Raw genomic sequence first — 13,931 nt, forward strand, 5'->3', positions numbered from 1 at the left:
GGTCAATGCCAATTAGGAACTGGGGCATTATTTTAAATCAGTTCCTTACGATCTATGAAAAAAGGGTCAGACTTTAAAAAGTCCAACCCCTGTTATTTTAACTTTACACACTTTGCGGGATAGTGTCGCAGATTGTCCCAGGAATAATGGCAAAATTCAACAAATTAAAGTTTCTGGGAGAACCACTTATTTTTGTCCCATTTGTCAGCAAGAAAAATCTTAAACTTTCCCGTTCCACTCTGCATAAAATTGCTCGAGGTAAAGTTCCATAAATTCATGGCGCCTTTTGGCAATCTCCTTTCCTGTTTTAGTATTCATTCGGTCTTTTAGTAAAAGCAACTTTTCGTAAAAATGATTAATTGTTGGTGCGGTAGAAGCTTTGTATTCTTCTTTGGTCATATTTAAATCGGGTTCAATTTCAGGATTATAAAGGGCACGGCCTTTAAAGCCGCCGTAATTAAAGGTTCTGGCAATTCCTATTGCACCCAGCGCATCTAATCTGTCGGCATCCTGAACTATTTCCAACTCTATAGAATTAAATTTCTGCTGAATATTTCCGCCTTTAAAAGATACATTTTCTATAATCTTCACTACGTGATTAATAATTTCAGCTGAAACCTCTTGTTTCTGAAGAAATTCTGAAGCCACTTTTGGGCCCACACTTTCATCGCCATTATGAAATTTTGAATCGGCAATATCGTGAAGCAGTGCACCGAGTTCAACTATAAAAAGATTGGCCGCTTCATTTTTAGTAATAAGCTTTGCGTTATTCCAAACCCGCTGAATATGAAACCAGTCGTGACCTCCTTCAGCATTTTTAAGGGTTCTTTTTACAAAAGCTTCAGTGTTTTTTAATATCTGGGGTTTATTCATATTTAAAATCAAAGAATATTTTTAGCAGTATCGCTTCGTCAAGCTGAACTCGTTTCAGCTTCTAAGATGTTATTACAATTTAATTTCTTAGATCTCCGAATAAATTTCGGAGCAGGCTCTGAAATAAATTCAGAATGCCGTTTTAATATATAGGTCGGTTATTTTTTATATTTATTTAATATCAGCAATAATAGTTCGTTCTACTTTGGCAACCAAACCTTCGGGATCGTCTGATGTTATGGCAATAGGTTCGTGAACTTTCAGTTTAATATGCACGCCGGGTTCCATTGGGAAATTTCCGTATTTAAAAAGTTTCCAGGAATTATTGATGGTTATGGGAACTATTAACGCTTCCGGCATTTGTTTAAAAAGCATTTGCATTCCGCTTTTGGCAAACTTTTTTGGTGCCCCGGTTCGGCTGCGGGTTCCTTCTGGAAAAATTACCGCAGAACGGTTTGTATTGTTGAGGTATTTGGCAAATTTTGCCATTTTAATAAGCGATTCCCTGGGATTTTTGCGGTCTATCAAAACTGAACCTCCGTGCCGTAAATTAAAAGAGATACTTGGAATTCCTTTACCCAGTTCTTTTTTGCTTACAAATTTTGGATGGTGTTTTCTTAAATACCAGATTATTGGGGGAATATCATACATTCCCTGGTGGTTAGCGACGAAAATGCAGGGTTTTTCTATTGGAATATCGTGCGGGTTTTCTATAGTAAAACGCGTGCCCAGAATATTTAGGCAACGCATTAAAAAGAAATTAAAGATATCTACACTTTTTTTATGCGGCTGGTAGCCACCAAGTTTTAAGCACAACCATTGGATGGGATGAAAAACCAGTAGGTTTAAAAAAAAGAAAAAATAGAATAAAACCGATAAGGGGTATGAAAGTATTTTTTTCATCACTTAGATTATGCGGCTAAATTAAGTATTTAAGCCGAAAACCTGCAAATACTAATGTGGGAAAGGGAAATAAAAAATGGCTGGTTGAAAAATTGTTTTTGATCGTCATCCTGAACTTGTTTCAGGATCTAGTTTCTAATTAACTTAGAAGCTGAAACAAGTTCAGCTTGACGTAATAAGACTTTTCAACCAGCCATTCAATAATTTATAATAGATCGCTGCTTAGCAAAACTCGTTATAAGCTCCAATAAGGTTTTCAGCAATCATTTCAGCCGGGCGGCCTTCAATGTGGTGACGCTCTAACATGTGTACTAACTCACCATCTTTAAAAAGTGCCATAGAAGGCGAAGATGGAGGAAAAGGAACCATTAAACTACGAGCTTTTTCGGTAGCTTCTTTATCTACACCTGCGAAAACTGTTACCAGGTTATCAGGTTTTTTTGCATTCTGTAAAGAAATTCTGGCGCCTGGTCTTGCATTAGCGGCAGCACATCCACAAACTGAATTTACAACTACCAGGGTAGTTCCATCTTTCTTCATTGCGTTCTCTACATCTTCTACACTGTGTAATTCTTCAAAACCAATGCTGGTAAGGTCTTCACGCATAGGTTTTACTAAATCTGCTGGATACATATATTTGTTTTTTTTGTATTAAACTTTAGTAAGTTACAAAGATACCAAATTAACTTCAGCTGCCCATATTTCAATTAATTATGTGCTAATAGGCTAAATTGATGAATCTAAGTTCATTTGTACTTAGAATTGATTTGAATATTGAGTGAAGGCTTTAGGCAAATAAATCTCATTTAATGAGTAAAATGGTATCTTTGCCGCTTATTTAAAATTTTCTTCATGTTTAAATGGATTGCAGCCGTGATTGGCTATATGTATTTCCGGTTTCCGGGAGCCATTTTAGGTTTTATAATAGGAACACTTATAGATAACTGGACTCGAAATAGTGGCGGTGCCTTTAAGCAAATGTTCGGGCAGCAAGATCAAACTGTATCTCCCGGGGATTTTGAACTAAATTTACTCTCCCTATGTTCCCTGGTAATTAAGGCAGATGGACAGGTTTCACAGTCTGAAATGGATTATGTACGCTCCTATTTTGTGCAGGCCTATGGGAAAGAACGTGCCAATGCAACATTTAGAACTTTTAATGAACTAATTAAAAATCGTGAAATTTCAGCATCAAGAATTTCACAATATTTGGCTGCCAGAACAAAGTATCCTGCACGTTTGCAAATTATTCACTTTCTCTTCGGAATAGCGCAAGCCGATGGCCGTGTTAGTGAAGCTGAAGCTCGCGTAATCCAGGAAATTGCCGGCTACCTTAGAATTGGCCGAATGGATTTTGAAAGCTTAAAGGCCATGTTCTTTAAATCTGCCGATAATGCTTATAAAATCCTTGAAATTGAAAAATCGGCTACTGATGCTGAGGTTAAAAAAGCATACAGAAATATGGTTAAAAAATATCATCCCGATAAATTAGGCCATATGGACGAAGCCTACCGAAAAGGAGCGCAGGAAAAATTTAATAAAGTGCAGGAAGCTTACGAACAAATTCAAAAAGAACGCGGAATTTAAAATTTATATTTCAAATTCAGCATAAAATTTCTGCCGGGGCTACTCACGTTAAACGCTCTTAAAATTGACATATGGTCTACATAGTTTTTATTTAAGGCGTTATAAACTGTAATTCCTGTTTCCAACTCATCGTTTCCTAAATTAAATTTCTTACTTATTCCTAAATTAAGCAATGAATAACCGGCTGTAGTTTCTTCATTGAGGCCGGCCCTGTTTTGGTCGCTTACCAATCTTAATTTTGAAAAAGCATAGAGCGATCTATCTTTTAAACCAAAATATCCAACTTCCAGGTTAAAATTATCTGGCGGAATAAAACTTAAGTTTCTATCGTTTTTAAGATCTTCTGCCCTTACAATAGCTCCTGAAAATTTTGTTTCCAGGCGTTGTTGATGAAGCCAGGTGTGTTTTATCTCGAATTCAAACCCGTATAAGTTAGCATCGGTTTGGAGATAAGACCAAATTTCCATGTTTTCATCTGGCAATGTTTCATCGGTAGCGGTGAAATAAATATAATTGTTTACCCGGCTACCAAATGCTGAAAAAGTACTTTCAAATCTGTTGTTGCGGTAAGTATAACTTAAATCTGCCTGTATGCTTTGCTCCCTGCCAAATTGATCGTTTCCCTTTTCAAATCGGCTGGTGCCGGGATGTGGACCGTTAGAGAATAATTCAGCCAGATCTGGAGCTCTAAAACCGGTGGAAAAATTAAACTTTAGTTGATTGTTGAAGTTAAACTTTTTAGTGGCACCAATTGAACCTGTAAATCCGTTAAATGTTCTGGTGAGCTTTCTATTTCCTGGATTCCCGGGAAGGATAAAGTCGTCTGCAATTAGTTCTTCTGAACTGGCATCAGCGGTAACATTTCTATAATCGTAACGAAGGGCTCCCAGAAAAAACCAACTGTTAATATCTAAACTGGCCAGGTAGTAGAATCCGTTTTCAAAGATTTCGGCATCAGGAATTAGAAATTCCTGCGAATTTTTAATGTTCTGGGTTTTTACAAAACTTCCCTGGGTTCCTAAACTATGCTTTATTTTTCCGTTAGGGAAACTTATTCTGGCATTGTAAAAGCTGTGGTTTTGCTGCAATCCAAGATCTACAAGATCAAAATCCTGCTCCACTTCCTTTCTATTATTTGAGTGGTGTGAAAGGTGTAGAGAGGTCTCAAAATTCTCGTGTTGCGTAGTTTGATTATAAGAAAGCAAATAGTCTTTTACCTCCTGAAACGGCAATTGCATATCCCTGTCATTTCGACTAGTGGCGAGGCTTTTGGAATCCTCCATTTCTTCATCCAGGATAATTCCTAAATTCTGGTCGTTAAAGGATAATGATAATTTATTCTGAAAGTTTTCTTTTTCAATTCCGGTGTGTAGGCGTAGTGTCTTCGTATTGAATCGGCTGTTTCCAATTAATCTTCCATTCCCGTTTTTATAATCTGCGTGATTTTCATAAGCAAGATCGGCAGCTATAAAAATCCCATTTTCAAAAGATTTACCTAGAGAAGCATAGGTACGAATTCCGTTGGAAACGCTATTAAAAGTAGTACCAATATTTCCGGAAAACTTAGTGGATTTTTTATAAAATTCGTCATCCTGGGTAAGTAGAACGCCGCCCAAAGCACCGGAACCGTATAAAACTGAAGCAGGACCTTTAATAACTTCTACTTTTTTAATGCCGAGGTCGTTAATTCCCAGGCCGTGATCTGCGCCCCACTGATGATTTTCCAGCTTATTTCCCTGGTAAATAGTAACCACCCTAGAGAAACCAAGCCCGCGGATAAAAGGTTTTACGATACCCTGGCCGAATTCTGCCCCATAAACGCCGGGAACTTCCCGTAAACTACCCATCATCCCGTTAGGGTTTCCTTTGGTTTCAATGCCCTGCATATCTATGCTGGACACATTATAAGGCGTGCGGCGTGTAAGCCCGGTTTGTGTATCTACAATCAAAACCTCATTAAGTTCTTCAGAAGATTTCTCCAGTTCAATATTAAGCGTTTTGCTTTGCCATTCATTTATTAGAATATCACGGCTAAACTTTTTAAAACCAATAGCGCTAATTTCAATACTATGATTCCCTGCCGGAATATTTTTCAATAGGAATCTACCGTCTTTATCGGCCGTAGTACCAAGGTCAGAAGCTTTGATATAAACATTTGCAAAAGCAACAGTACTGCCTTCTGAAGTAATTTCCCCCGAAAGTTTCCCCTGCTGGGCAAATCCAGAAAAACTGATTAGTGTCAAAAATATTATTGCTAATGTTTTCATTTTCTTATTTTTGTCAAAACTATAAAATAAATTTAGATAAGTCTAAAAATAGGTTTTTAATTTTAAAAATGTATTTTTGGGAAATGCAAACTGCCTCGGAATAAGCTAACGAGGTGCTATTGATTTTAAATCTAGATTATCGAGCAAATTTGAAGTATGTTTAGTTTTTCAGAAGAAAATTATCTTAAAGCGATTTTTCATTTAGAAAGAAAGTACCAGGCTGGTGTGAGCACCAATGCACTGGCGGAAGAAATGGATACCAAGGCTTCCTCGGTGACTGATATGATTAAAAAACTATCGGAAAAAGAACTGGTGATCTATAAGAAATACCAGGGAGTAAAATTGAGTGAATTAGGAAAGAAAACTGCGATAGAAGTAATTAGAAAACACCGGTTATGGGAATATTTTTTGGTAGAGAAGCTCAATTTTAATTGGGACGAAGTACACGATATAGCCGAACAACTGGAACATATTAAATCTGAAAAACTTACCCAGGAATTAGATAAGTTCCTCGGTTTTCCTAAACGCGATCCTCACGGAGATCCAATTCCTGATGCTGAAGGAAACTTTAGTGTAGCTAATAAAATGCTACTTTCAGAATTAGGGAAAGCAGAAAAAGGAATTTGTGTAGGCGTAAAAGATTCTTCATCTGAATTTTTAAGGTTTTTAGACAAGAATAATATTTCGCTTGGGAAAGAAATTAAAGTGCTTGAGAAGGAATCTTTTGATGGATCTATGCTAATTCTAATAGAAGAAAGAGAATTGAGAATTTCACAACTTATATCAAATAATCTATATATAAAGATACAATAGATGGAAGAATTAATCGCTTATTTTGAGCAATTAGACCCGGTAATGGCAGCATTACTGGCTACAATTTTCACCTGGTTACTTACCGCTGCGGGAGCTTCTTTGGTTTTTCTATTTAAAAATATGAATAGAAAGTTATTTGACGGGATGCTTGGGTTTACCGGCGGTGTTATGGTGGCTGCCAGTTTTTGGAGTTTATTGGCGCCGGGAATAGAAATGAGTCCCGGAGAAGGTTTTGAAAAAACAGTTCCGCCGCTTGTTGGATTTGGGCTGGGAGCACTTTTTCTATTCGGACTTGATAAAGTACTGCCTCATCTTCACGTAAACTTTAAAATGAGTGAGACTGAAGGAATTAAAACCCCCTGGCATAAATCTGTTCTACTTACCCTGGCTATTACTTTGCATAATATTCCCGAAGGTTTAGCTGTAGGTGTGCTTTTTGGAGCTGCAGGTGCAGGTCTGGAAGGAGCCAGTATTGGTGGCGCTGTGGCTCTTGCTATAGGAATTGGTTTGCAAAACTTTCCTGAAGGTTTTGCGGTTGCCATGCCACTTCGAGGGCAGGGAATGAGCCGTTGGAAAAGTTTTAATTTTGGTCAACTTTCGGCTATTGTAGAGCCTTTTGCTGCGGTGCTTGGTGCCTGGGCGGTGATGACTTTTGAACCTATTTTACCATATGCACTTTCATTTGCTGCCGGTGCGATGATCTTTGTGGTGGTGGAAGAAGTTGTACCGGAATCTCAAAAAGGGAATTTTACCGATATAGCAACTATGGGTTTTATTCTAGGATTTATGGTAATGATGACCCTGGATGTTGGTTTAGGTTAAAATCTTTTGCAACATTTAAGTTGAGGTATAGTCTTTATAGTAAAGAACTATGCAAGTAGACCCAGGAAATATGAAATTGACTTACACTAACAGCGTTTTTCACTTTTTAAAACCAGCTTTGGTGGTTCTCAGTCTTTTTCTTTTTGCTTTTTCTGCATCAGCGCAAGATGAGGTCGAAATTGAAACATATTTTGCAGAAACTAAAGTGGGGGAATCTTTCAATTTTAATGAAAGAACAATCCATTTTAAAGAAGTGTTGGTAGATTCAAGATGCCCTGGCGATGTAACTTGTGTAAGAGCCGGGGAGGCAAAAATTCTGGTAGAAATATTTAAAGGTGAAAAATCTTTGGGAAAAGAAATTATTACCGTGGGAGCAAATGTAAATTCCTTTAAAACCAGCCTGGCTAAATTTTTTGAGAAGAATTAGATATAGAATTCCTGTCACTTTCCCCATATCCAAAAACTTCAAGAAAGATAAAAGCTTCAGATTACCAGCTTAAGTTTAAAATAACTGAAACCGTAAAGCGCTAATCACAACCACAACCTGAAACTCCGCAAGCTTTGGTCTTTTCAGATTTCTTTTTTAAGAATGCAGGTTTCCATATAAATTTTGTCAGGATATATCCTAATGCGATCGCGAAGGTTATAAAAACGAGAATTTCTTGTATTAATTCCATAGTATTTAAGTCGTTTTATAATATTTAACTTACACTTATTTTAATAATTGAAAAGCCGCTAAAGCTACAAAATAGGCGAATAAGGTCATTACCACCAACTGCAAAACCGGCCATTTCCAGGTATTGGTTTCTTTTTTCACAATAGCCAAAGTACTCATACATTGCATTGCAAAAGCGTAAAATAATAAAAGGCTCACTCCACTTGCAAATGTAAACAACGGACCACCTAAAATTGGATTGATCTCCGCGGCCATCCTGTTTTTAATGGTTTCTTCTTCATCGCTACCTACACTGTAGATTGTAGCCAATGTTCCTACAAACACTTCACGAGCGGCAAAAGAACTTATTATAGCAATTCCAATTTTCCAATCATAACCCAAAGGCGCTACCACCGGTTCAATACCTCTCCCCATAATCCCGATATAGGAATTTTTTAATTTAAATGAGGCAATTTCTTCGTCAAGCTCATCTTCTGTGATATTGCTTTGTTCATCGTATTGCTCGCTAACAATTTCACTGGCATTATTAAAATTATCTCCCGGCCCATAACTGGCTAAAACCCATAAAATAATTGAAATTGCGAGGATTATTTTCCCTGCTCCAAACACGAAAGATTTGGTTTTTTCAACCACATTAATGGCAATGTTTTTTCCCATTGGTAACTTGTAATTGGGCATTTCAATTACAAAATGGCTTCGGTTTTTAATATTCAAAATTAAGTTCAAAATCCAGGCAGAACCAATAGCCACGCCAAATCCTAAAAGATACAGCAGCATTAAGGTTAATCCCTGCAGGTTAAAACCCCATACGGCGCGATCTGGAATTACCAGGGCGATTATAATTAAGTAAACCGGTAATCGGGCTGAACAGGTGGTAAAAGGCACCACTAAAATGGTGATTAAACGCTCTTTCCAACTTTCAATATTACGTGTGGCCATCACAGCAGGAATTGCACAAGCCGTTCCTGAAACCAGGGGCACAACGCTTTTTCCGCTAAGTCCGAATTTTCGCATTATTCGGTCCATTAAAAATACTACCCGACTCATATAGCCGGTTTCTTCCAGAATAGAAATAAAGAAAAACAGGAAAGCAATTTGTGGAATAAAAATTACAATTCCGCCAAGTCCTGGTATAATTCCTTCAGCAATAAGATTTGTAAAGGCACCTGCGGGCAGGCTTGTTTTTGTCCATTCGCTTAAAAAAGCGAAAGTTTCGTCTATAAGATCCATTGGGTAGCTGGACCAGCTATAAATTGCCTGGAAAATTAATAAAAGAATACCAAAAAATATGGCGTAACCCCAAACTTTGTGCGTAAGAACACGATCTAACCGGGAACGTAAATCTTTGGCAGAACTCGCGTCTACCTTCATAGTTTCCTTTAGCACACCATTTATAAATTGGTACCTTAAAATGGTTTCCTTATGCTGAAGTTTCTTTAATTCGGTGTGAGATTTGGTCTCAAAAAGTTCAGAACTACTTATCTCATTTCTATTAATATTACCGAAGTTTACATCTTGAGTAATTACTAACCAAAGTTTATAAAGTGATTGGTTGGGGAATGCTTTACGAAGCCTGTGAAAATATTCTGGGGCAATAATTGAAGCATTTACGCAAGGCTCGTCTGAAATATGGCGATAATTGATTATTGCTTCTTTAAGCTCATCAATCCCGGTATTCTTTCGGGCGCTGACCAGGGTAACTTTTGTTTTTAAACGCTCTTCAAGTAAATCTACATCCAGAGAAATTCCTTTACGCTCCATCCTGTCGGCCATATTAATTACCAGGATTGTTGGAATCCCAAGGTCTTTAATTTGGGTGAAAAGAAGCAGATTTCGTTTTAAATTCTCTACATCGCTAACAACAACAGCAACATCGGGATAATCTTTATCGCTTTTATTCAGCAATAATTCTATAACCACGTTTTCATCTAAAGACGAAGCGTTAAGACTGTAAGTTCCCGGAAGGTCTAAAATATGAGCTTTAAGTCCGCGGGGAAGTTTGCAGATTCCCTCTTTTTTTTCAACCGTAATTCCGGGATAATTTCCCACTTTTTGGTTAAGCCCGGTGAGCTGATTAAAAACAGAGGTTTTCCCGGTATTGGGGTTTCCTATTAGAGCGACATTTATTTGTTTAGCCATGTTAGCTTATAAGGTCAATTTCTATAAGTAAAGCGATTTCTTTTCTAATGGCCAGGTGGCTGCCGTTTATGTTAAGGTACATTGGGTCCCTAAAAGGAGCCATTTGCAGCATTTGAACTTCATTGCCCGGCAAACAACCCATTTCGAGTAATTTAAGCGGAATATTTTCTTCAGAAAAATCTTTGATAATTCCGCGTTCACCACGTTTTAAATCGGCCAGGGTTAGTTTCACTTTTTATTTAGATTGATTTTAAACAAGGCAAAAGTAAGGTAAAAATTCAGCAGGAAAAAATTTCAGATAAAAAAGTCGGTTTAGCCTTTAATTATGGCTTGAAGTGCTTCTGGCTGCAGTTAAATTTCCGGAGTTATTTATATTCAGCTTTTAACACTTTTATATCGTGTAAAAGGTCTTCTATAGCTTCGGCATCCGTTCCGTCATAAAAACCGCGAATGCGTTTTTCTTTATCTACAAGGACAAAATTTTCGGTATGAATCATATCATACGGTCCGCCATCACCATTGCTTTTTGAAGCGAGGTAAGATTTGCGGGCGAGGTCGTAAATATGTTTCTTATCACCCGTAACAAGATTCCATTTTTCATCAATCACCCCTTTTTCTATAGCATATTCTTTTAAAACCGGTACCGAATCTGTTTTTGGGAAAACAGTATGGGAGAGTAATAAAACTTCAGGATCGTCTTTAATTTTCTCCTGAATTTTCAGCATATGATCGGTCATCACAGGGCAAATGGTAAGGCAGGTTGTAAAGAAGAAATCGGCTACATAAATTTTATCCTCATAAAAATCTTCAGTAATAGTATCGCCGTTTTGATTAATGAGTTTAAAATCTTTCACGGTGTGGTATTTACGAACATATTGAACGGTAGAATCTACCAATTCGGCATTTACCATATCGGGCTGAAAAACAGGCAAACGTTCTTTGGGATTTAAGAGCGTGTAAATACTATAGATTATAATTACCGAAAGTATAAACAGGACAATGGCAAATTTCTTGAGCCAGGCAAAAAGATCACGCATACTTTTAGATTTTCAGGCAAAATTACTCAATAATCGAGATTTCAATGCTCCGAGGTGTCTCGAAAATAGACAATTGTTTACTGCAAAATTAAGTGCTAACAATCAATTAGTCGCAGTTTAAAACTTAAAATTTCAGATGTCTAAAACAGGAAGGCTTTTAAACTTTTTTAGGAGATTATAAAAGTTTACTTTTGTGCGATTTAAAATTTGAAGCATTACGCATGGATCCATTTATAGTTAAAGCCATACAGTTACTGTTAAGCTTGTCTTTACTTATAGTCTTACACGAACTTGGGCATTTTATTCCCGCTAAAATATTTAAAACCAGAGTAGAAAAATTCTTTCTCTTTTTTGATGTGAAATTCGCATTGTTCAAGAAGAAAATTGGCGGTACCGTTTACGGTATTGGCTGGTTGCCTTTAGGAGGTTATGTGAAAATTTCAGGAATGATAGATGAAAGCATGGACAAGGAGCAAATGGCAAAACCGCCAGAACCCTGGGAATTTAGAAGTAAACCTGCCTGGCAGCGTCTTATAATTATGCTGGGAGGAGTTACCGTAAACCTGGTACTTGGTTTTCTTATTTATATGATGATCATGTTTGTTTGGGGTAAAAATTATGTGGGTCCAGATGAAATGCCTGAAGGTTTTGCAATTGCTGAAGAATTTAAACAATACGGGTTTGAAGATGGTGACCGCGTTTTGCAAATAAACGGGGAAGACCTTCAAAATAGCGACGATGTAAATCGGTATTTATTTATGCGAGATGTAAATAATATTACTGTTTTACACCAAAATGGCGAAGAAGAAATTATTGAAGTTCCTGAAGATATAGGGGAACAAATGTGGGAGAAAGGCATTATGATACCTTTTATTCCTATTCAGAATGCGGTATTGGATAGTGTGATGCCCCAGCAGGCTGCCGAAATTGCCGGGCTTCAAAAAGGAGACAGCTTAATAGCATTAAATGAACAGGAGATTGGTTACTGGCATGAAATAAAGCAAATAAGCCTGGAAAATAAGGAAAAAGAAATGGAACTCGTGTTTAAGCGAGGCGATGAAATTAAGAGTGTGATGATAGCGCCAGATGAGGAAGGCATTCTTGGCTTTTCGGTTAAACGTAACTTTGAAATTAAACAACAAAAATATGGTTTAGCTGAAAGTATAAAAGAAGGTTTTGACTACGGTTATTGGACTTTACACGACTATGTGGCCCAGTTTAAATATGTCTTTACGCAAAAAGGAGCCACACAATTAGGTGGATTTGGTGCCATTGGCGGTTTATTTCCCGATACCTGGAACTGGAAGGGATTTTGGCATACTACAGCCTTGATTTCTATAATCCTTGCATTTATGAACATCTTACCAATCCCGGCTTTAGATGGCGGTCACGTGATGTTCCTCTTATATGAAATGGTAACCGGCAGGAAACCTAACGATAAATTTATGGAAGTTGCCCAAATGGTTGGCTTTTTTATCTTAATCGCACTAGTACTTTATGCCAATGGAAATGATGTATACCGTTGGTTATTTGAGTGATAGAATTAGATTGAATTTTTTCTCGAAAAAAACCTGAAAAAAATTCAATTTTTGTTTTGCGGTGATTTAAAATTTGGTTTATATTTGCAACCGCAAAAGAGCGAAACATTCCTCCTTAGCTCAGTTGGTTAGAGCATCTGACTGTTAATCAGAGGGTCCTTGGTTCGAGCCCAAGAGGGGGAGCTTAGTAAAGACAAGCCATTCAAGAAATTGAATGGCTTTGTTTTTTTAGTGGGGACAACATAGGGACAACATTTTTTCGGATCAAGCCTAATTGTTGTGTTTAAGCAAAAATTGTGGTTAATCTATATAAGAAGAATTCAACATTTTTTACACCTCTAAACTGAGCTCTAAAGGCTTTTATTTTTGCATTAAAGGATTCTGCTGAAGCGTTGGTGCTTCTGTTGATAAAGTAATTGAGAATAGACCTGTAGTTAAGGGTTATGGTATTGGCAATAGTATTAAATGCATTAAACCCCGTATCTTCTACATCCTTGTACCATTGGGCTAGCTTTGTATAGGCCCCTCGTTTTGATTTAGCATTGTTAAATATATTTCTAAGTCTTTGTATAAGCTTAAAAGCCAACTTTATATCCGGGTACTACTCGAAGAGTATTTTGCTACGCTGGGATTGATTCTCTGTCCAATTTGAAGGTGCTTTATAGAGCAGGTACCGGCTACACGCTACTAGTTGTTTTCTGGTATCCCCATTATCAAAGATATCTGGACTAAAACTTTTCTGTTTTAACCTGGCCTGTTTGATTTGTTCCTTCTCCAGATTTATAGTCTCCCATCGATGTTTGATCCTAATATCCTGCAGGGCTTCAAAGGCAAGTTTCTGCACATGGAATCGATCAGTGACCTGAACTATTTACGAATTTAGAATGAAGTGTTAAAATTGATAGGTTTTATGGTCGATTTTCAACGAAGGCTAAATCTGAGCTTATCTTTGATCCTGAGAAATTATTTTGTGAGTTATTAACGGTAAACAGATATCGTTAATGTTTAAATAGTTGATTCCCAAATACATAAACAATGTTAATATGTGTAGCTCGTTAATAATTAGTTTTATAGGAAAAATTATTCTCGAAAAAGCTTACTATCTTTACTGCAAGATGTTAAAGAAGTCTATTGTAACGAGCTATCAATAGCTGAAAAAAGAATACCAAGGCGGTCACCTTGGTATTGCTTATAAACGCTCCACTAAATTTTAGCTCAATGGAAACACTATATTTATTGATGCTCCTATCTTATATGATACTCAGGGAGCTTTAGC

At 37.1% G+C, this 13,931-nt stretch carries 13 protein-coding genes, 1 tRNA gene and 1 pseudogene; 6 read left to right on the forward strand and 9 right to left on the reverse strand.

What is annotated here, in order from left to right; translation table 11 throughout:
* Window positions 1-219: 219 nt before the first annotated feature.
* From J0871_RS04940 to J0871_RS04950, 3 genes are all read right to left on the reverse strand, one after another.
* The gene (locus tag J0871_RS04940; RefSeq protein ID WP_208223943.1) at window positions 220-873 is read right to left on the reverse strand and encodes an HD domain-containing protein; all 654 of its coding nucleotides are present in this window, start codon (window positions 871-873) and stop codon (window positions 220-222) included.
* Between the two features lie 171 nt (window positions 874-1,044).
* A complete protein-coding gene (locus J0871_RS04945) occupies window positions 1,045-1,776 on the reverse strand; it encodes a lysophospholipid acyltransferase family protein (protein ID WP_208223944.1) in 732 nt (243 codons plus the stop codon).
* Window positions 1,777-1,998: 222 nt separating this feature from the next.
* Window positions 1,999-2,409, reverse strand: coding sequence for a BrxA/BrxB family bacilliredoxin (locus tag J0871_RS04950; RefSeq protein ID WP_075325523.1), 411 nt, complete (start codon window positions 2,407-2,409; stop codon window positions 1,999-2,001).
* 219 nt (window positions 2,410-2,628) lie between these two features.
* Between J0871_RS04950 and J0871_RS04955 the strand changes: the two genes are divergently transcribed.
* A complete protein-coding gene (locus J0871_RS04955; protein WP_208223945.1) occupies window positions 2,629-3,363 on the forward strand; it encodes a TerB family tellurite resistance protein in 735 nt (244 codons plus the stop codon).
* Here J0871_RS04955 and J0871_RS04960 read toward each other — a convergent pair.
* The gene (locus J0871_RS04960; RefSeq protein ID WP_208223946.1) at window positions 3,360-5,630 is read right to left on the reverse strand and encodes a TonB-dependent receptor; all 2,271 of its coding nucleotides are present in this window, start codon (window positions 5,628-5,630) and stop codon (window positions 3,360-3,362) included. The two genes, J0871_RS04955 and J0871_RS04960, sit on opposite strands and share 4 nt — an antisense overlap.
* Window positions 5,631-5,786: 156 nt before the next feature.
* Here J0871_RS04960 and J0871_RS04965 point away from each other — a divergent pair, with 156 nt between their 5' ends.
* Genes J0871_RS04965 through J0871_RS04975 form a run of 3 tightly spaced genes read left to right on the forward strand, consistent with a single transcriptional unit; the run spans window position 5,787 to window position 7,692 of the window.
* Window positions 5,787-6,443, forward strand: a complete 657-nt coding sequence (locus tag J0871_RS04965; RefSeq protein WP_208223948.1) for a metal-dependent transcriptional regulator — start codon at window positions 5,787-5,789, stop codon at window positions 6,441-6,443.
* On the forward strand, window positions 6,444-7,265 hold the full coding sequence (locus J0871_RS04970) for a ZIP family metal transporter (RefSeq protein ID WP_208223950.1): 822 nt from the start codon (window positions 6,444-6,446) through the stop codon (window positions 7,263-7,265).
* A 49-nt stretch (window positions 7,266-7,314) separates the two neighbouring features.
* Window positions 7,315-7,692 carry a hypothetical protein gene (locus tag J0871_RS04975; protein ID WP_208223952.1) on the forward strand — a complete coding sequence of 126 codons (378 nt, stop codon included), beginning with the start codon at window positions 7,315-7,317 and terminating at the stop codon, window positions 7,690-7,692.
* 100 nt (window positions 7,693-7,792) lie between these two features.
* On the opposite strand, the gene J0871_RS04980 is transcribed toward J0871_RS04975, so the two are convergent.
* From J0871_RS04980 to J0871_RS04995, 4 genes are all read right to left on the reverse strand, one after another.
* A complete protein-coding gene (locus J0871_RS04980; RefSeq protein WP_177195687.1) occupies window positions 7,793-7,942 on the reverse strand; it encodes a hypothetical protein in 150 nt (49 codons plus the stop codon).
* Between the two features lie 35 nt (window positions 7,943-7,977).
* On the reverse strand, window positions 7,978-10,080 hold the full coding sequence (gene feoB / locus J0871_RS04985; RefSeq protein ID WP_208223953.1) for a ferrous iron transport protein B: 2,103 nt from the start codon (window positions 10,078-10,080) through the stop codon (window positions 7,978-7,980).
* Between the two features lies 1 nt (window position 10,081).
* The gene (locus J0871_RS04990) at window positions 10,082-10,312 is read right to left on the reverse strand and encodes a FeoA family protein (protein WP_075325530.1); all 231 of its coding nucleotides are present in this window, start codon (window positions 10,310-10,312) and stop codon (window positions 10,082-10,084) included.
* 133 nt (window positions 10,313-10,445) lie between these two features.
* Window positions 10,446-11,117 (reverse strand): SCO family protein, encoded by a 672-nt coding sequence (locus J0871_RS04995; RefSeq protein ID WP_208223955.1) that lies wholly within the window; start codon window positions 11,115-11,117, stop codon window positions 10,446-10,448.
* 221 nt (window positions 11,118-11,338) lie between these two features.
* Here J0871_RS04995 and rseP point away from each other — a divergent pair, with 221 nt between their 5' ends.
* Window positions 11,339-12,655, forward strand: coding sequence for an RIP metalloprotease RseP (rseP, locus tag J0871_RS05000; RefSeq protein WP_208223957.1), 1,317 nt, complete (start codon window positions 11,339-11,341; stop codon window positions 12,653-12,655).
* 109 nt (window positions 12,656-12,764) lie between these two features.
* Window positions 12,765-12,838 (forward strand) — tRNA-Asn (locus J0871_RS05005).
* Window positions 12,839-12,938: 100 nt separating this feature from the next.
* On the opposite strand, the pseudogene J0871_RS05010 reads toward J0871_RS05005, so the two are convergent.
* Window positions 12,939-13,526: pseudogene (locus J0871_RS05010) on the reverse strand (transposase).
* Between the last annotated feature and the right edge of the window lie 405 nt (window positions 13,527-13,931).

Source organism: Salegentibacter sp. BDJ18, from assembly GCF_017579965.1.
GTDB lineage: Bacteria > Bacteroidota > Bacteroidia > Flavobacteriales > Flavobacteriaceae > Salegentibacter.

What these genes read in the sequence shown, in the direction of transcription:
- J0871_RS04940 (WP_208223943.1), bottom strand. Translation starts at nt 873, where the DNA reads ATGAATAAACCCCAGATATTAAAAAACACTGAAGCTTTTGTAAAAAGA.
- J0871_RS04945 (WP_208223944.1), bottom strand. Translation starts at nt 1,776, where the DNA reads ATGAAAAAAATACTTTCATACCCCTTATCGGTTTTATTCTATTTTTTC.
- J0871_RS04950 (WP_075325523.1), bottom strand. Translation starts at nt 2,409, where the DNA reads ATGTATCCAGCAGATTTAGTAAAACCTATGCGTGAAGACCTTACCAGC.
- J0871_RS04955 (WP_208223945.1), top strand. Translation starts at nt 2,629, where the DNA reads ATGTTTAAATGGATTGCAGCCGTGATTGGCTATATGTATTTCCGGTTT.
- J0871_RS04960 (WP_208223946.1), bottom strand. Translation starts at nt 5,630, where the DNA reads ATGAAAACATTAGCAATAATATTTTTGACACTAATCAGTTTTTCTGGA.
- J0871_RS04965 (WP_208223948.1), top strand. Translation starts at nt 5,787, where the DNA reads ATGTTTAGTTTTTCAGAAGAAAATTATCTTAAAGCGATTTTTCATTTA.
- J0871_RS04970 (WP_208223950.1), top strand. Translation starts at nt 6,444, where the DNA reads ATGGAAGAATTAATCGCTTATTTTGAGCAATTAGACCCGGTAATGGCA.
- J0871_RS04975 (WP_208223952.1), top strand. Translation starts at nt 7,315, where the DNA reads ATGCAAGTAGACCCAGGAAATATGAAATTGACTTACACTAACAGCGTT.
- J0871_RS04980 (WP_177195687.1), bottom strand. Translation starts at nt 7,942, where the DNA reads ATGGAATTAATACAAGAAATTCTCGTTTTTATAACCTTCGCGATCGCA.
- feoB (WP_208223953.1), bottom strand. Translation starts at nt 10,080, where the DNA reads ATGGCTAAACAAATAAATGTCGCTCTAATAGGAAACCCCAATACCGGG.
- J0871_RS04995 (WP_208223955.1), bottom strand. Translation starts at nt 11,117, where the DNA reads ATGCGTGATCTTTTTGCCTGGCTCAAGAAATTTGCCATTGTCCTGTTT.
- rseP (WP_208223957.1), top strand. Translation starts at nt 11,339, where the DNA reads ATGGATCCATTTATAGTTAAAGCCATACAGTTACTGTTAAGCTTGTCT.